The organism is Weissella confusa, from assembly GCF_004766315.1.
GTDB lineage: Bacteria > Bacillota > Bacilli > Lactobacillales > Lactobacillaceae > Weissella > Weissella confusa_A.
Window position 1 is genome coordinate 1 of the sequence record NZ_PVSN01000069.1, and the last position, 18217, is coordinate 18217.

Below are 18217 nucleotides of genomic sequence, written 5' to 3' on the forward strand. Positions count from 1 at the left end.
CCAACACAGCGGGCAATCTCACGAGAGATTGTCGAAGCACTTCTACCAATTTCTTTTGCAATGCTACGCATTGACAACCCTTCTCTGAGTAAAACTTCTATACGTCCGCGATCAAATGCGGTAAGCTGATGATAATGACTCATAATGTTTCCTCGCGTTCTGTATGTTCTAGACAAACTACATTTTACGCTGGTTCATTATGAGTCAGTTTTTATTTAGCTTAGTGTTGCACTTGAATTGTAAATTCAAGACTCTAAAAATGCCATTGTCTCTCCTCCGGCTCTCTACGCTTTTTGTCATAATTATTGTAACTAAGTGTACCGCCGTATTTAAACGACGTCAAGAAAAGTTTAATCAAATCGTCTTCGATTAAACTTTTTGTGTTATAGTAATTCTACAACAACTCACAGAAAGGTGGCCTATCATGAATCGTGAAGAAAAAAAGGCGCTCACCAGGCGACAACTCATCGACGTCGCCACACGTCTATTCCAACAACACGGTATCCATAACACTGATTTAAAAACAATTGCTGCCGAAGCCGGCGTGTCTGTGGTCACCTTTTACAAGTACTTCGACAGCAAAGAAACGTTGATTGGGACAATCGCTGCCGAACAACTAAATGCGTTGTTCGATCAGATTATGGCAATTACCCACCAAACTGATTTACGTTTCATTGAAAAAATCAAAGCCTTCGCCACGCTGTCTCAACAAAAACAGCAAGAAATTGCAACGACGTTTGGGGATGAAATGATGCAACTGCTCGAGAAAGACGATTCAGCTGTCCGGGCAGTTGCTGAATCCCGTCGCGACGAATTTTTCGAAGCAATCATTGAGCAAGGTCGTGATGAAGGTTTCTTCAACACCAACGTTAGCACAACGGCCATTCGCGTGTACATTGATATGTTTGTGACTTACCCAAATGTTCAAGCCAGTTTGGCATCCGGCAGTGGCCTCACTCGCCGAGAATTAGACGCGCAGCTAGAAGAACTTTTCTTCTTTGGCTTGATGGGTTCAGTTGACGCTGCCCACCGCGACCAATTAAACGAAATCCGTAAACAACAAAAGGGATGAGCAACTGCTCATCCCTTTTTTGCGATAGTTCGCAACACACCATCATGATTGTTGTCTGCAACTGCCACAGCATACTCATACTCAAATAGGCGCTTATCAGCGTTCGGCATAATCACCGGGTGACCAGCTAATGACAACATTTCTTGGTCATTCATGCCGTCACCAAAGGCCATTAATTCATTCGGTTCACCACCCAAATGTGCCAACATCCGTTCCAAACTCACCGCCTTATTGACGCCAGTTGCCATCACGTCCACGACCCCGTTACCAGGTGTCGTAGCGTGAACATCGATACCGCTCTGCTTAACTTGGTCAACAAACGTTTCACTTTCAGCTAACGTCCAAAAGACCGTCACTTTAACAACTGGAACATCAACTTCGCGTAGTGACGTCACTTCACGTGGTCGGCCATATAATTCAGCCATCATTGCCACAAATGCCGGTGGCAGTTGCCCATAGCCACGCACAACCAGCAGTTCATCCGGGCTAAAAATCATCACCCCACCATGTGGCTTACCTGGCATCAGATCAATTTGGTCCTGCAAATCCGCTGGCTGTTCAGACGTCATCGTCAAGCGGTCTGATAACTGTTGATCAGCAGATAGCAACGTTGCACCGTTATCAGCCACAATGTTGACCTTATCCAAGAAGCCACCGAACAACATCTGCACGTGGCGCAAATCACGACCACTGGCCACAATAAATTGACCACCCTGTGCCGCATAAACGTTGATAACCTGCGCAAATAAATCACGATTGTACTGTTTTTTATCGTTTAAAAACGTCCCATCTAAGTCTGTCGCCACAAATTTTGCCATTATGCCACCTCACTTCGTATTATCTAGCTTAATCCTATTTATTGAAGATTACGTTCGAAATCTATCACCCTTTGTTTCCAATTCTGACCAGCTCGATACTGTCCTAGTGTCCCATCGCTTCGAACAACACGATGGCAGCCGACAAATACCAACAATGGATTTTTACCAACTGCTGATGTAACGGCACGTACGGCGTTTGGACGACCAATCCGATTCGCTAACGCCGCATACGTCAGCGTCTCACCAAAATTAGTCTCTGCTAAGGCGCTCCAAACTTCATGCTGTAACGCTGTTCCTCGCCCCTGCCAATCAGGTGTGAAATCAACCACGCGACCAGCTAAATAATCAGCCACCACCGTCGCATAGCGTTGCTCCTCACTGGGTGCGATTTGCGTTTTACCAAACCTGGCCTGATAGTCAGCCACGGGATCACCGGCCAATGACACGAACGTCATCCCCGCCTCCAAATAAAAGATGGTCAACTGCCCATTCAAAAAGTCGTACGTTTCATATTGCATATCATTATCTCTTTCAAATGAAAAAAGCTACTCGCATTCTTGTTTACGAGTAGCTTACCAAATTTCTTAGATAATTTCTTCCAACTTAGCCAACACACCATCATGTTCGTTGTCCAAGTCAGCCATGCCGAATCCACGATTGAACAGACGCTCATCAGCATTTGGCATCACATAAACTTGCCCAGCCAATTCCATCATTTCCAAATCGTTCATGCCGTCGCCAAAGACAGTCAATTGCTTTGGTTCAAGCGCTAACTTGTTAATTAGCGCTGACAAACTTGTCGCCTTGTTCACGCCTTCAGCCAAGATATCAACCGCCCCATAACCAGACGTCGTTGGGTGCAATGGCATCCCCGATGCATTAATACGGCGAATAGCTTCGTTTGAACTTGGCACATCAAAAATAGCTGTCACGCTAGCCAAAGGTTGTGGAATATCCGTTAAGTGATCAACCAAGTGAATCGTGCCATACACATGCGTCATGTAGTCTTGCAAGTCTGGTCGTAACTCACCATAACCAGATAAACGGTACATGCTATCTTCAGAGAAAGCGATAATACCATCTTTTGGTGAAACATCGGCCAAGATACTTTCTAGTTCAGCCAATGTAGATGAATCAAGCGTACGCAAGTCTGTTTCCGCAGTGCCACGAACATGCCATGCAGCACCGTTATTTGTTACCAAGTGGACGCGGTCAGCTAATGCGCCAAACTTGCTACGTACCCACTTAGCTTCGCGACCGGTTGCAATCGCAAACTGGTCACCTTTTTCGTCGAGTTGATCCAAAATCTTAGCAAATCGTTCTGCATCGAAGGTTTTATCCTCGTGCAAAAATGTTTGGTCCAAATCCGTTACAAACAAGCGTGTCATGATAACCGCCTCCACTTTCCTTATGTCAGTAATAAGTGTATCAAATCGGTCGCCTTTGTAGATGTCTAAAAGGAACAAAAAAGGCGATTGCTTTCGCAATCGCCTTTCGCGTATAGCCCATCAGGGAGTCGAACCCTGGATGCCGGTGTGAAAAACCGGAGTCTTAACCGCTTGACCAATGGGCCATGATGTTTTAACAACCTGTCTCAACAACAGAATTAATATTACCAGAATAAATTGACCAATGCAACCCCTAATTTTAAAACTCGTAAACTTTCTTTTGCCTCCCTTCTGCCATACGGTATAATACGCTTAGAGGATATTAAGATGACGGACAAACAACTTGCCCACCCAAAGTGGTTGATCTTTTTCGAAACGTTAACAGCCATCGGGGTTATCGTAGCGTTGTTGCGTTTCTTCGCAGCAATTATCAACAGTATTTATCATCATTTTACTGGTCATACATTCGCATTCGTCGAGGCAGTTAGCCAAAACACATGGCAAAATTATTTGACCCTAGCGATATTGATTATTGGTATTTTAGGTACCCGCTATTTAAAAACAAAGTTTAAGTAAAAAGGACGACCAACATCGGTCGTCCTTTTGCTTTAGTTATTCGAATTCAGCATTCTTCTTCATTGTGGCATTAATTGTATCAGCCACCAATTGATTAAGATGACCATCTTCCAGCACTTGCCAGCCAGCAGCCGTTGAACCACCCGGCGTCATGACTTCATGCGCCAACGTCATTGGATCCTTTTTGAACTCTTCCATGTGGCGAGCTGTCCCAATAACCGTTTGTTGTGCCAAACGTTCTGCTGTCTCTGGTTCAATACCAGCTTGCACACCAGCTTGAATCATCGCCTCAGCAAACGCTGCGACAAACGCTGGACCAGAACCAGCCAAGGCACTAACAGCCCCAAATTGTTCTTCAGGCAATTCATCTGTGCGACCAAAGTCCAAGAACAAAGCAGCAATAGCCCCCTTGACATCAGCATCCATCGTGTCATCAAACGCCAAAGCTGTATAACCATACTTAAGCGCAACATTCACATTTGGCAAAGTACGCGCAATTAAAACGTTTGGTCCCAACGCATCATGCAATTGTGCCAATGACACACCGCCAAGAACTGACGCCACAATAACACCCGGCTTCATCATTAACCCAAGTTGTAGTTCCTTAGCGACATCAGCCAATTGTGCAGGTGGCATCGCCAAAACAACCATGTCAGACTCAGCCCAAACATCCAAAGCAGATTGCTTAGCCTCTAGCCCTAGTTCAGCCGCAACTTTTTCACCTGAATGTGGTGAAAAAAGCACTTGGCGAATTTCGGCGTTTCCTTGCCAGCCTTGCATCATCGCTTTAGCCATATTACCAGCACCGATAAATCCAATTGTTAACATCTCACACCTCGTTCATATCGTTTGTAATGACCTAATCATATCATACCTAGATAATATAAGAAGCGACCCACCGTTTTGTTTTTGTTTGCCACGCAAAATAAAAAGGCCTCGAACTAATTCGAGACCTTCGCTCACTATGAGAACCCTTGACGTTCAGATAATGAGAATGCTTTATTGTGATAGCGCATCGACATAATCAAACCGATACCCAACATATTTCCGACCAAGGCAGAACCACCTTGCGAAATAAATGGCAACGGGATACCTGTCAATGGCACCAATCCGATATTCATACCAATATTTTCAAAAATGTGGAACAACAACATCATTACCACACCAGATGCAATGTATGCATAGAATTGATTTGACGTATCATTAACAACTTGGAAGATTTGATAAATCAACAAGAAGTAAAGAACCAGTAGCAAGACACTACCAACGAAACCGAAATTTTCACCAATAACTGAGAAAACCATGTCGGATTCACGAACCGGTACCGCAACGTGCGAAACGTTGAAACCAGTTCCGGTAATACCACCGGATCCAATTGCCTTCATCGCTTGCCACAACTGGTAACCACTATTAGACGTATCCCCTGAAGGATTCATCCAAGCGTCCACACGGGCAAATTGATAAGCTTCAAATCCAACCTTTTCCAGAATGTGGTGTCCCCATGTTTGGGTAACAAACAAAATGGTCGTTGTTCCCAAGACTGCAGCTGCACCAACAATTGGCCCTAAAATCGACCAACTCAAGCCAGAGACCAGCGTCATGCCAAAAACAATCGCCACGAACACCAAAGTTGTTCCAAAGTCGTGTTGTGCCAAAACAAGCACGACAATTGGCGCTGTCCAAGCAATAATCTTCAACAACAAGAACTTATCAGAATCCCAAGTGTGTTCTGGGTTTTCCAAATTGTGCTGTGAAATCACACGTGCCAACATAATAATGAATGCTGGCTTCATAACTTCGGAAGGTTGGAACGTCAGTGGTCCAATTGCAAACCATGACTTTCCACCAGTGTTGGCGTAGTAAGCACGTGAGTAAAAGATCAAAACTGCAATCATCAAGAAGACACCCAAGCCAAAAATGTAAGGGGCCACTCGCCAAAGTTGTTCTGAATCAAATCTCATGATAACCATGACCGCAATAATACCAACGACATAGTAGGCACCTTGCATAATCACCATACGCCAAACATTAACACCGACAGTATCGTGTACTCCCGCAACATATAATGATGCTAAACCAATCAACGCAAGCATCATCACAACGAAGATGATTGACCAATCAATCACACCACCTTCGCTTGAGAAAAAGCGTTTGATCATGTTTTAACCTCTTTACTGATTAGTGATGCAAGTTAAACTCTGCAATCAACAATTCCATCGCGTCATCAAATGACTTGGCCGTAACCGTACGATTGTCAGCAAAACGCACCGTCAAAGGTGACGTAGACTCATCAATCGTACCCAAACGAACCTTGTTTACCTTCACTTCTGAAAGGTTATCTCCCAAATCATTAATTTCAACTGAAACAGGCTTATTATTACGTGACATAATTACTTTCCTTGTACTCCGTGCATGTGTTCTAGCAACTTACCAGCTCCAACGGCAACATTGTCCAATGGGCTTTCTGAAATCATAACAGGTACACCAAGGTGTCCTGAAATCAACTTGTCCATTCCGCGTAGCAACGCACCACCACCGGTCAAAACAACACCGCGATCGATAATGTCAGCTGCCAATTCTGGTTGGATCACTGACAAAACTTGGTGCGCTGCATTCACGATTTGGGCCAACGTGTCGTGCATTGCTGACTCGACTTCGTTAGCGTTCAACGTGATCGTGCGAGGCATTCCAGTGAAGTTATCACGTCCACGCACTTCCATCTCTTCTGGCTCTTCCAATGGCGTTGCTGTACCAATCTTAATCTTGATTTGTTCAGCTGTACGCTCACCAATTTGCAAACCATGCTCACGCTTAACGTAACCAGCAATGTCAGCGTTCATCTTATCACCGGCAACACGGATTGATTCTGAAGCCACAATATCACCTAATGACAAAACGGCGATATCTGACGTTCCACCACCCATGTCGATAACCATTGAAGCGATTGGTGAGAAGATATCCAAACCGGCACCGATGGCTGCAACCTTTGGCTCGTACTCAAGGTACACCTTACCGCCACCAGACTTTTCAGCAGCACCAATAATGGCCTTACGCTCAATTTCCGTGATGTTTGTTGGTGCGCACACCATGATGTTTGGTCGTGACATCACACCCTTGGCATTCAACTTAGCCATGAAGTATGACAACATTGCTTCCGTAATATCAAAGTCTGAGATAACCCCATCCTTCAAAGGACGAACGGCACGAATGTTACCAGGCGTGCGGCCAACCATTTGGTAGGCTTCGGTACCAACTGCCAAAACCTTATCCGTCTTGGTATCGATTGCAACGACTGATGGCTCGTTCAAGACTATACCTTTTCCTTCAACATAAATCAGAACGTTAGCCGTTCCCAAATCAATGCCGATTTCCTTGGCCATGATTTTCACCTCTTAAATTTTTACCGAGCAAGCTCGTTTATATTCTTTTACGTATCTATAATAGTATACAACAAAAACCGACGTCATTTGCCCTCAGTTTCTACATCAGGGTAAAATAGATAGAAAGACAATAAAAGGACGATATTCAAAATGAAATTAACCCTTAAAGAAATGGTTACGGCCCTAAACGCCAGCGTTTCAAACGATGCTGATGTCACGGTAACAAGTACAACATTCGATTCTCGCAAAGCTACTGCAGGCAGCTTGTTCATCCCCTTGGTCGCTGAGAACGACGGCCACGATTATATCGCTAGCGCCATCGCAAACGGTGCAACCGCAACTCTGTGGCAAGCAGACCACGGTAATGTGCCAACGGATATCCCCGCAATCATTGTGCCAGATACGTTGGACGCCTTCCAAAAGCTAGCCGCTTACTACCTAAAGAAGGTCGCCCCAAAGATTGTTGCCATTTCAGGTTCAAACGGAAAGACAACAACGAAAGACTTTATCGCTGCCATTGGTGCCAGCACGTTCAAGACTGTTAAGACACCAGCAAACTTCAACAACGAAATCGGTGTACCAACAACCATCCTTTCAATGGCTGAGGATACTGAATTGTTAGTTGTCGAATTCGGTATGGATCGTCCTGGAGATTTGACGCTTCTATCAGAATTGGTTAACCCAGACATCGCTGTTCTAACGATGATTGGCGAAGCCCACATCGAATTCTTCAAGACTCGTGACCGAATTGCAGATGGCAAAATGGAAATTATCAACGGTTTGAAGCCTAATGGGTTGTTTGTCTACAACGGTGACGAGCCATTACTTCGTGAACGCGCCACACAACACGAAAACCTCCAAACAGCCACATTCGGACTTGCACCTGAAAATGATTTGTTCGCTTCAACCATTGAAATGAACCCGGTCGAAGCAACTTTCCAAACGAATCAAACGGATGAAACCTTCCGCATTCCACTAACCGGTCGTTACAACGTTTCGAATGCGCTAGCTACCATTTCAGTTGGTCGCGCATTGGGAATTGCATATGGCAAAATCCGTGAGGCCTTGGCTAACGCACCAATCACTGAAAACCGTACCGAATGGTTAGATGGCCAATTTGGTGGCAAGATTTTGTCTGATGTCTACAACTCAAATCCAACCGCTGCTAAGGAAGTGTTGCACTTCTTCGCCGAGGCCCCAACCCAAGGTCGTCGTATTGCCGTACTTGGTGATATGTTGGAGCTTGGCGAAGCCGGCCCAGCTTTGCACGCTAGCCTAGCTGATAGCCTTGAACCATCAGCTATCCAACGCGTTTACCTAGTTGGAGATATCATGGCCAGTCTTGAAGAGGCACTGACTGTTAACTACCCAGCAGGGGCTGTGGTTCGTTACGCTAAAGATAACTTGCCAACGCTGATTGATGATCTGAAGTCTGAATTAACTGCCGATGATATCATCATGCTTAAGGGTTCTCACGGTATTCACCTTGAGAACGTGGTAGCCGCTTTAATTTAATATCGCTTGTCATATACAAAAAGGACTATCGCACCAATCGCGATAGTCCTTTTCTTTTTAACCGAATACTTACTCAACTTCAGGTTGTGGTTGCAACATCACTGGGAATGAGTGCTTCATCCCCCACAACGCAACTACACCACCGACAATTCCAAAAACAACCAATGCGATTGTCGCCGCCCACACACTCATATATGGTGTGTGATTAATTAAAGCGTCATAACCTTGAGCTGCATACGTCGTCGGAAGAAACTTAGCAATCGTTGCTAATGTCGCATTCAAGAATTCGCTCGGTACAATCTGGCCTGACAAAACAATTTGCGCCATGGCCACAATAACTGAAATCAGCAATCCAACTGTGCCAAACAAAACATCCAACAGTAGCGTTACGAGCATGAATGCCGTCGCAACGATGAACGTAAATAAGAATGTCGCGAACAAGTTAGCATCAATCTTGAAGATCGCGATAACCCCCGTCATCAAGACAGCTTGCAATACCGGCAAAATAAACAACGTGCGCAAACTAGCAATCGCAGATACATCAGCAGTCATACGACGACGGCGCTCATTCATCTGAATTAACAACGCACCAATAAACAATGCAAAGGCCGATAATGCTGGGCCGAAAACTGCCTTGTAATCGGCAACTGTTAATTGACGATCAACTTGCTTTGAAGCAACTGGGCTCACAAAGTGATTGATTGTCTTCTCACCAAGATGAATTGGTTGTAGCTGCTTCACACCAGCTTGCAACGCATCGTTCAACGTCTTAGTTCCTGTCGTAGCAGTCTTAACACCATCGTTCAGTTGGTCATCCCCGGTCGCTAATTGTTGGGCACCCGTCCCAGCTGTATTCAATGCATCGAGCAACGTTGGTACCTTGCCAGCCAATGTGTTCACACCATCTGACAGTTGCCCAGCACCGCCCGCTAATTGTTGGGCACCATTTGAAAGTGCCGGTGTATTAGCCCGCAATTGATTTAGGCCATCTGACAATTGTCCAACCCCACTAACAAGGATTGGCGTCTGATTAGCCAATTGTTGATTACCAGTCGCAATTTGACCGGCACCAGTAGCGAGTTGGGCAACCGCGGCATTGGCCTGTCCCAAGCCCGTATACAATGACGGCATCTTTGCGGCCAATTGTTGTTGTCCGCCAGATAAAGTAACCAACCCAGTTTGCACTTGTATCGCACCGGCTGACAATTGTTGGGCTGACGTTGCCAATCGATTAGCTCCCGCAACAGCCCCATCAAGTTGCGTCGCAATTTGGTCTACTTGTGTTGAGAACTTATCAATTGCTTGCAATGCGCCAGATGTGGCCAATTGACCGTTTGTTTCCATTTGTTGCAACGCTGGCAATAGTGCTGCCAACTTTGGTAACAACGGCACTAATGGTGTTAGTGCATCCCCAATTTGTTGTGCTTGTGCCCCTGCATCCGTCACGGCGCCTACTTGTTGCAACGCTGTCATGTACTTGCCTTTGAACTTAGCATTATGGCTGTCATTCAAGAACGTTTGAAATTGTGGATCCGCCATCAACTCTTTGAAAGACTCTGCCCCAGCACCAACTGTGGTCAAATCCGTTTTCAGGTTAGCCATGTTCGTCGCGATGTCGTTCTTACCAGCATCACCAAGGCTAAGCCCTTTCGTCTCTTCCGCAATTTGGCCCAAGCCGCTGTTTAATTGGTTCAAACCGGCTGTCAACTTTTGCAAGTCAGCTGCATTCGTTGCTTGCCCTTGCTTGATGGCTGTCAAACCGGCTGAAAGTTGCGTTGATAGTTGCTGTGCACCAGCTGCTAGTTGTTGATTGCCTGATGCAACTTGTGTGGCCCCAGCGGTGAGACTTTTTGCACCATCTGCCAAGGCCACAACACCATCATTGGCCGCCTTAGCCCCGGCAACAAGTGCTGGTGTATTGGAAGCCAATTGATTCAACCCCATTGCAACTTGGTTTGAACCGCCTGCCAGTTGTTGCGTCGCTGTTGGCAAAGCACCAACGCCACTACGCAATTGGTTACCACCGTCATTCAACTGCGCAATACCAGCAGAAGCTTGGTTAATACCATTTGAGAGTGTCTCAGCTCCGGTCGCCAATTGATTTGACCCGTCTTGTAATTGTGCAACACCAGCCGGTAATGCGTTTGCACCAGTTTGGATTTCTCCCAAACCACTAGCTAGTGTGTGCAAATTACGATTAACTTCACCAGACCCGGAAGCCAGTTGGCCCATGCCATCATTCAATTGCTTTGTCCCAGCAGCCGCCTTGGCGGTACCGGCTGACAATTGCTTAATCGACCCTAGCAATTCTTTGTTGTAGGTCTTTTGGATTTCGGCAGTCACTTGTGACTTCAGCTGTCCCGTAACTGTATCGGCCAAAATACCACCAATGTAATTCGTGTGCTTTGACACTTCATACTTGATGTTGGACGTCTTCGGTTGCGCACTAAGCGCCGTTAACGTGTTGGCCGAAAAGTCCTTAGGTAGCGTCACCGTCATCAATGTATCACCGTCAGCTAGCGCACGCTTAGCTTGTTGGGCAGACATAAATTCCCAAGCAACGCTATCATTATGGCGTAGCTTATCAACAACTTGTTGCCCAACCGCCGGCTTCGCACCATTATGCTTCACCGGTTGATCCGCATTAACAACCGTCACTTTCAATGAAGACGGTCCACCGGCTTGCGTCGCATCCAACAGTTGGAACAAACCAAAAGCAACACCAACTGGCACAACGACTGCCAACCCAGCAATCGTCATGTAGCGTGTCTTGCTACTCATCTTATCGAATAACATTACCGTTATTCTCCTCCTAAACTCGAAACACCCAATGGCCCTTATCATCGGGCAAAATTAGTTAACAGTAGTTAATAATTGCATAGTGTTAACAAATAAGTAAGGACGTTAACAAATGAACACTATAGCATGCTTTGTTCAACTTGGGAATAGTAAGCAAAAAATAAGCGTCCGAACTTTACCGTTCGGACGCTTATTGTCATTAACAATAATATTAAACTGACTTGATGTAGTTCACACCATCAGCGGCTGGTGCCTTTGACTTAGCAAAGAACACAACCAAGATTAGCACCGTAAAGACGTAAGGTGCGACTTGTAGGTAAACTGATGGCACTTGGTTCAAAACTGGCAATTGTGCCCCAACGATGGCCATTGATTGTGAGAAACCAAAGAACAACGCTGCTGCCATGGCACCAACTGGATTCCAACGACCGAAGATCATTGCGGCCATTGACATGAATCCTTGTCCAACAATCGTTGATGCTGAGAAGTTACCGGCGATTGATTGTGCGAACAACGCACCACCAATTCCACCAAGCACACCAGAAATCAAAACACCCGTGTAACGTAGGGCGTAAACATTCAATCCCAACGTATCAGCGGCTTGTGGGTTTTCACCAACAGAACGCAAACGCAATCCGAAGCGTGTCTTGAACAAAACCCATGATGCAACAAAGGCGATAATGATTGCGACCCACGCCGTTGAAGACGTCTTCGTAAAGAAGATTGTTCCAATAACTGGAATCTTTGACAACACTGGTACGTTCCAGTAACCAAAGTTTTCAGCAATCATTGACGTTTGACCCTTACCGTACATCAACTTAATCAAGTAAACACCCAAAGCTGGCGCCATCAAGTTCATAACCGTACCTGACACAATGTGATCGGCACGCAACGTCACAGTCGCCACAGCGTGCAACAATGAGAAAATCAACCCAATGACCGCTCCGGCTAACAAACCAAGCCATGGTGTAAAACCACCAAATTGACCAGCGAACGTCAAGTTAAAGACAACACCGGCGAAGGCTCCCATAATCATGGTTCCTTCCAATCCAACGTTAACAACACCGGCACGTTCTGAGAACGTACCACCCAATGCAGTGAAAATCAAAGGCGCTGAGTAAACCAACGTACTTGAAATCACCAATTGCAAGATCGTTTCCAAACTCATGATTACTCTGCCTCCTCTACTTTCTTCTCAGGTTCCTTAGGTCCCTTCATCTTCTTGGCTTTTTGCTTCGCATCGTCTTCGTCAATCTTAACCAAGATCAAACGAATCAAGTAGTTAGCACCAATAAAGAAGATAATTGAAGCCGTTACAACAGAAACCAATTCAGTTGGCACACCTGAGGCCAAAGGCATTCCCAAACCACCAACTGACAAAATTGAGAACAACAAAGCGGCAAAGAAGATTCCAAGGAATGATCCTGATGCCAGCAAAGCAACGGCCATACCATCGTAACCAACTTGTGGTGCAGCTGTTTGAGAGAAGATGTTTAGGTACGTTCCCAAACCTTCTGTTGCACCAGCCAAACCAGCCAACAAACCTGAAATCGTCATGGCCGTAACAGCCGTACGCTTTGCTGACATACCAGCATAACGGGCTGCGTCTGGGTTCAACCCAACCGCACGAATTTCAAAACCAAGCGTTGTGCGCTTCATGATAAACCAAACGGCTACCAACGCAACAACGGCGATGATAAATCCAATGTTCAAACGTGAACCACCTGTCAAGTTTGACAAGAAGTCCCAGCGCAATGAATCGCTGGCGTGCAACGTGTTCGTCATATCAGTTGTCGCCATCAACTTCTTTGGCAAGCCTTGCACAAAGGCATTTCCACCATACAAAGCGATGTAGTTCAACATGATTGTCGTGATAACTTCTGACGCACCGAATTGGGCACGCAACCAACCAGGCAAAGCACCCATCAACGCACCCGCAAGTGCTCCGATGATAACAGCCAATGGAATTGACAACCATGGCGTCATTGATTGGTTAACCAAGACAAACCACGTTGACGCAATCCATCCAACCCAAACTTGACCAGCAAGTCCGATGTTGAAGAAGCCAGCTGATTGGGCAACCAAGAATCCAGCAGCCGTCAAAATCAACGGCGTCATTGAACGAAGAACTTCACCAATGTTCAATGATGAGCCCAATGCTGATTGCACCAAGCTAATGTAACCAGTAACAGGGTTAAATCCTGATACCAACATGATGATCGCACCGACCATCAATCCAAAGAAGACAGCCAAGCCTGCTACGAGACCTGTGCCGTATGAATTAATCTTATTCACCAGTCTACTCCCCCGCTAATTGCGCACGCGCTTCTGCCAATGACATACCGGCCATCAACAAACCAAGCTCGTTCTTTGACGTCTCGTTTGCATTAACGACACCAGTAATCTCACCGTGTGAGATAACGGCAATACGGTCAGCGACGTTCAAAATTTCATCCAATTCGAAACTTACCAACATAACAGCCTTGCCTTCGTCACGTTGATTAATCAATTGTTGGTGAATGTATTCAATTGCACCAACGTCCAATCCACGCGTTGGTTGTGCGGCAATCACAAAGTCGGCATCTCGGTCCAACTCACGGGCAATAATCGCCTTTTGTTGGTTACCACCAGACAAAGCACTTGCCGGTACCAATTCGTTAACTGTACGAACGTCGAACTTCTCAATCAATTCACGGGCATGTGAGTTAATTTGCTCGTAGTCCAATACGCCAGCCTTTGACATTGGGGCCTTGTAGTAAGTTTGCAAAGCAATATTCTCGGCCAACGTCATATCCAATTCCAAACCAAAGCGGTGACGGTCTTCAGGAATGTGACCAACACCTGATTCAGTAATTTGACGTGGCTTCTTGTTCGTGATGTCCTTGCCCTTCAACGTGACCTTACCTGATGCAGTTGGCATCAAACCAGTCAATGCTGAGATGAATTCCGATTGACCATTACCGTCGATTCCGGCAATACCCACGACTTCACCAGCACGGAAATCAAGGCTCAAGTTCTTCACAACCTCAACACCGCGAGCGTCCTTAACCGTCAAATCCGACACAGACAAAACTGTGTCAGTTGGGTGAGCAGGCTCCTTTTCGGTAGAGAATAGTGAAACTGAACGACCAACCATGATGTCAGCCAATTCTTGTGATGACACACCCGCAACTGGGAATGAATCAATTGATTGTCCGCGACGGATAACCGTCACTTGATCAGCAACTGCCTTGATTTCGTCAAGCTTGTGCGTAATCAAGATGACTGACTTACCTTCTGCAGCCAAGCCCTTCAAAATCGTCATCAATTCGTCGATTTCTTGTGGCGTCAATACGGCCGTTGGCTCGTCGAAAATCAAGATGTCAGCACCACGGTACAACGTCTTCAAAATTTCTACACGTTGTTGCATACCAACTGAGATGTCTCCAGCCAATGCACTTGGATCAACATCCAAACCATATTGTTCTGACAACTTCTTGATATCAGCTGCTGCCGTCTTCGTATCCAACTTCACCCCATTAACAGGCTCTGAACCCAAGATGATGTTTTCTGTAACTGTAAATGCATCAATCAACATAAAGTGTTGGTGCACCATTCCGATACCCAACTCTGCAGCCTTTGATGGGCTATCAACAATTACCTTTTCACCGTTGATCAAGATATCTCCAGCTGTTGGTTGCAACAAGCCAGACAATTGATTCATCAACGTTGATTTTCCGGCACCGTTTTCTCCCAACAACGCGTGAATTTGCCCGCGCTTGACTTGCAAATTAATATGGTCGTTCGCACGGAACTCCCCAAATTGCTTCACAATGTCGCGCATTTCAAGCACAATTGGCTCTTCTGCCATAGTCATTTCTCCCTAGAAGCTTTCTTCATTCACAAAGGTTTCTTATTTGTGAAACAATATGTTTATTTTACCTATTTTTTACTAAATTATCCACTATTTGAGAGGCTATTATTCGTCTATTAACATGCCTGTAATACTATTTCGAGATAAGTTAATGGTTGTAAAAAGAAAAACAGGAACTTTCTTTCGAAAGTTCCTGTTTTAGTTCGTTTTTTAAAAGTTTTACTTCATTGTGCTTGGTACAGTAACTTCGCCTGACTTGATAGCTTCTTCAGCCTTCTCGACAGCTGCCTTTTCTTCGGCATCCAAGTTCTTCTTAGTGATAGCAACACCACCATCCTTCAAACCGTAAACCACCGTCTTACCACCAGGGAATTCACCCTTCATTGATTGGTTAGCAACCTTAACGATTGAGCTAGCGATTTCCTTGATAGCTGACGTCAACGTGAAGTTGTCTGACTTGCCATCCTTAGTCTTGTAGTTACCTTGGTCGTTTTGGTCCATGTCAACACCGATAACCCAAGCCTTATCCTTTGATCCAAAGTCTAGGTCCGTGTTGATGTCCTTAGCAGCCGTGAACACAGCGTTTCCGGCAGGTCCAGCAGCTTGGAAGATAACGTGTGCACCTGACGTGTAGATAGCGCTGGCAATCGTCTTAGCCTTTGCCGTATCCGTAAATGACTCAACGAATTGTGCATCAACCGTCATGTTAGGATCAACTGACTTAACACCCGCAATGTATCCAGCTTCAAATGATTGGATAACAACTGAGTTCATACCACCGATGAAACCAACCTTTGAGTCACCCAACTCCTTAGCCTTCGTTGCTGCGGCAACACCAGCCAAGTATGATGCTTCTTGTTGCTTGTAAGTCAATGACGCAACGTTCTTGTATTGCTTCTTAGCAACATCATCAATCAAAACGTAGTCCGTCTTTGGGTTTTGCTTAGCTGATGCAACCAACGCGTCGTTTGTTGCGTAACCAACACCGATCAACATGTTGTATCCAGCTGATACACCTTGTTGGAAGTTCGTTGCGAAGTCAGCGTTAGTCTTTGAAGCAAAGTAGTCGTAACCGTTCTTACCCTTTTGAAGGTTGTGTGACTTACCCCACTCGCTAACACCGTTCCAAGCAGACTCGTTAAATGACTTATCGTCAACACCACCAACGTCAGTCACCATTGCGACTGAAAAGTTCTTCTTTGAATCTGAATTGTTATTGTTCATTGCTGCGATACCAACACCGGCTGCAACGACAACCACAACACCACCGATAATCAAGTTACGACGTGAAACCATGTCTCATTTCCTCCAAAAGTACGATTTGTACTGTTCCTAGTAATTCCTATGTCTAGTTAACAAATGTTTTTCTTGTTAACCTGACTTGCCTTGACTAGTATATAAGGTTCGCTTAATAAAAACAATGAAGAAAGTGTGAATTTCGTTCGTTTAACCTGTTTTTTGTTAAACGTTTAACCAATTTCACGGCGCTTTATACGCCGAAACACGAACGAAAACAACAAATTTATTCACATTGTTTTTGGTGAAAACGTTTTACTTGGTTTTGATAACTTGGTTAAACTCCCTATTTTCGTCACGCTTTTTTCTTTACAAAATAGTTACAAAATAAAAGGACCGAGTTAACTCGGTCCTTTCGTCTTTAATATTAGAAGTTTTGATCAAACTCAGATCCTTCAGGGTGGTTAGGCACCTTGATATCACCAGCGATAATGGCCTTCTTTGCCTTCGCAACAGCAGCCTTTTCATCAGCTGACATGTACTTAGTAGGCGCTGCAACGCCACCTTCCTTCAAGCCATATGCAACAACCGTCCCACCTGGGAAGTTACCCTTCATGGCCTTGTTAGCAACCAGCTCAAGTCCACGACCAACGCCGGTAATTGATGACGTTAACGTGAAGTTAGACTTTTTACCGTCCTTGTCCTTATATGCACCCATGTCTGATTGGTCCATATCAACACCGATGACCCAAACCTTATCCTTTGAATCAGCCGTCAACGTTTGGTTGTTGTCCTTTGCAGCAGTAAAGACACCGTTACCAACAGTACCAGCCGCTTGAAAAATCACCTTCTCGCCCTTAGCCATCATCGCCTTGGCGATTGTCTGACCCTTAGCGGCGTCCGTAAATGAATCCGCATATTGCACATCAACGTTCATATTTGGATCAACTGACTTCACACCAGCTGTATAACCAGCTTCAAAGGCGTCAATAATGTTACCGTGCATTCCACCAATGAACCCAACAGATGAACCACCAAGATCCTTCGTCTTCGTTGCGGCGGCAACACCAGCCAAATATGATGATTGCTCTGAACGGAACATCAATGAGACAACATTCTTCGTCTTCTTCGTATCAACATCGTCAACCAACACGAATTCCGTCTTCGGATTCTTCTTAGCTGCGTTAATTGTTGCATCATGCAATGCGTAACCAATACCAGCTACCAAATTATACTTACCATTAATCGCTTGTTGGAAGTTCGGCGCAAAGTCAGCTTGCGTATCTGATTGGAAATAGTTGTAGCCATTTTGACCCTTCTCAAGATCGTGTGACTTCCCCCACTTTTGAACACCTTCCCAGGCAGATTGGTTAAATGACTTGTCATCGACACCACCAACGTCAGTAACCATTGCTACCGTAAAGTTCTTCTTTGCATCATCACTCTTGTTACCAATAACAAAAAAAGCTGCAATTCCAGCAACTGCGACAATGGCGATACCACCCGCAATCTTCAATCGACGTGAGACCATGTTTATATTACCCCTCAAATTTAAATCATCTGTTTTACGACCAACCGTC

17 protein-coding genes and 1 tRNA gene are annotated in these 18217 nt (G+C 45.3%); 3 read left to right on the forward strand and 15 right to left on the reverse strand.

The window, feature by feature from the left end; all coding sequences use genetic code 11:
- The coding region (locus C6P11_RS09135; RefSeq protein ID WP_135518151.1) for a helix-turn-helix domain-containing protein at nucleotides 1-143 on the reverse strand (143 nt) is incomplete at its 3' end.
- A 281-nt stretch (nucleotides 144-424) separates the two neighbouring features.
- Here C6P11_RS09135 and C6P11_RS09140 point away from each other — a divergent pair.
- Complete coding sequence (locus tag C6P11_RS09140; RefSeq protein WP_135520514.1) at nucleotides 425-1072, forward strand: TetR/AcrR family transcriptional regulator; 648 nt, start codon at nucleotides 425-427, stop codon at nucleotides 1070-1072.
- A gap of 8 nt (nucleotides 1073-1080) precedes the next feature.
- Here the strand turns inward: C6P11_RS09140 and C6P11_RS09145 are convergent, their stop codons facing one another.
- The 4 genes from C6P11_RS09145 to C6P11_RS09160 all read right to left on the reverse strand — a co-directional run bounded on the left by C6P11_RS09145 (nucleotide 1081) and on the right by C6P11_RS09160 (nucleotide 3463).
- The gene (locus C6P11_RS09145; RefSeq protein WP_135520516.1) at nucleotides 1081-1890 is read right to left on the reverse strand and encodes an HAD hydrolase family protein; all 810 of its coding nucleotides are present in this window, start codon (nucleotides 1888-1890) and stop codon (nucleotides 1081-1083) included.
- Between the two features lie 38 nt (nucleotides 1891-1928).
- Entirely contained in the window at nucleotides 1929-2408 is a 480-nt protein-coding gene (locus C6P11_RS09150; protein ID WP_135520518.1) for a methylated-DNA--[protein]-cysteine S-methyltransferase, read from the reverse strand.
- A 66-nt stretch (nucleotides 2409-2474) separates the two neighbouring features.
- The gene (locus tag C6P11_RS09155; RefSeq protein WP_135520520.1) at nucleotides 2475-3278 is read right to left on the reverse strand and encodes an HAD hydrolase family protein; all 804 of its coding nucleotides are present in this window, start codon (nucleotides 3276-3278) and stop codon (nucleotides 2475-2477) included.
- A gap of 113 nt (nucleotides 3279-3391) precedes the next feature.
- Nucleotides 3392-3463 (reverse strand) — tRNA-Glu (locus C6P11_RS09160).
- Between the two features lie 142 nt (nucleotides 3464-3605).
- Between C6P11_RS09160 and C6P11_RS09165 the strand changes: the two genes are divergently transcribed.
- A complete protein-coding gene (locus C6P11_RS09165) occupies nucleotides 3606-3854 on the forward strand; it encodes a hypothetical protein (RefSeq protein ID WP_135520522.1) in 249 nt (82 codons plus the stop codon).
- 36 nt (nucleotides 3855-3890) lie between these two features.
- Here the strand turns inward: C6P11_RS09165 and proC are convergent, their stop codons facing one another.
- The 4 genes from proC to C6P11_RS09185 form a co-directional block, all read right to left on the reverse strand.
- Entirely contained in the window at nucleotides 3891-4682 is a 792-nt protein-coding gene (gene proC / locus C6P11_RS09170; protein ID WP_135520524.1) for a pyrroline-5-carboxylate reductase, read from the reverse strand.
- Between the two features lie 134 nt (nucleotides 4683-4816).
- Nucleotides 4817-6013: an FtsW/RodA/SpoVE family cell cycle protein gene (locus C6P11_RS09175; protein WP_135520526.1), complete on the reverse strand. Its 1197-nt coding sequence runs from the start codon at nucleotides 6011-6013 to the stop codon at nucleotides 4817-4819.
- Between the two features lie 19 nt (nucleotides 6014-6032).
- Nucleotides 6033-6242 (reverse strand): DUF2969 family protein, encoded by a 210-nt coding sequence (locus tag C6P11_RS09180; protein ID WP_003607770.1) that lies wholly within the window; start codon nucleotides 6240-6242, stop codon nucleotides 6033-6035.
- A gap of 2 nt (nucleotides 6243-6244) precedes the next feature.
- Nucleotides 6245-7234, reverse strand: a complete 990-nt coding sequence (locus C6P11_RS09185; protein WP_135520528.1) for a rod shape-determining protein — start codon at nucleotides 7232-7234, stop codon at nucleotides 6245-6247.
- A gap of 150 nt (nucleotides 7235-7384) precedes the next feature.
- On the opposite strand from C6P11_RS09185, the gene C6P11_RS09190 reads away from it, so the two are divergent.
- Nucleotides 7385-8749, forward strand: coding sequence for a UDP-N-acetylmuramoyl-tripeptide--D-alanyl-D-alanine ligase (locus tag C6P11_RS09190; RefSeq protein WP_135520530.1), 1365 nt, complete (start codon nucleotides 7385-7387; stop codon nucleotides 8747-8749).
- A 69-nt stretch (nucleotides 8750-8818) separates the two neighbouring features.
- On the opposite strand, the gene C6P11_RS09195 is transcribed toward C6P11_RS09190, so the two are convergent.
- From C6P11_RS09195 to C6P11_RS09220, 6 genes are all read right to left on the reverse strand, one after another.
- Nucleotides 8819-11545, reverse strand: a complete 2727-nt coding sequence (locus C6P11_RS09195; RefSeq protein WP_167849563.1) for a YhgE/Pip domain-containing protein — start codon at nucleotides 11543-11545, stop codon at nucleotides 8819-8821.
- A 214-nt stretch (nucleotides 11546-11759) separates the two neighbouring features.
- Nucleotides 11760-12716, reverse strand: coding sequence for an ABC transporter permease (locus C6P11_RS09200; RefSeq protein WP_135520534.1), 957 nt, complete (start codon nucleotides 12714-12716; stop codon nucleotides 11760-11762).
- 2 nt (nucleotides 12717-12718) lie between these two features.
- Nucleotides 12719-13843: an ABC transporter permease gene (locus C6P11_RS09205; RefSeq protein WP_135520536.1), complete on the reverse strand. Its 1125-nt coding sequence runs from the start codon at nucleotides 13841-13843 to the stop codon at nucleotides 12719-12721.
- Nucleotides 13844-13847: 4 nt separating this feature from the next.
- Complete coding sequence (locus tag C6P11_RS09210) at nucleotides 13848-15398, reverse strand: ABC transporter ATP-binding protein (RefSeq protein WP_135520538.1); 1551 nt, start codon at nucleotides 15396-15398, stop codon at nucleotides 13848-13850.
- Between the two features lie 222 nt (nucleotides 15399-15620).
- On the reverse strand, nucleotides 15621-16697 hold the full coding sequence (locus C6P11_RS09215) for a BMP family lipoprotein (RefSeq protein WP_135520540.1): 1077 nt from the start codon (nucleotides 16695-16697) through the stop codon (nucleotides 15621-15623).
- 367 nt (nucleotides 16698-17064) lie between these two features.
- A complete protein-coding gene (locus C6P11_RS09220) occupies nucleotides 17065-18168 on the reverse strand; it encodes a BMP family lipoprotein (protein WP_135520542.1) in 1104 nt (367 codons plus the stop codon).
- Nucleotides 18169-18217 lie beyond the last annotated feature (49 nt).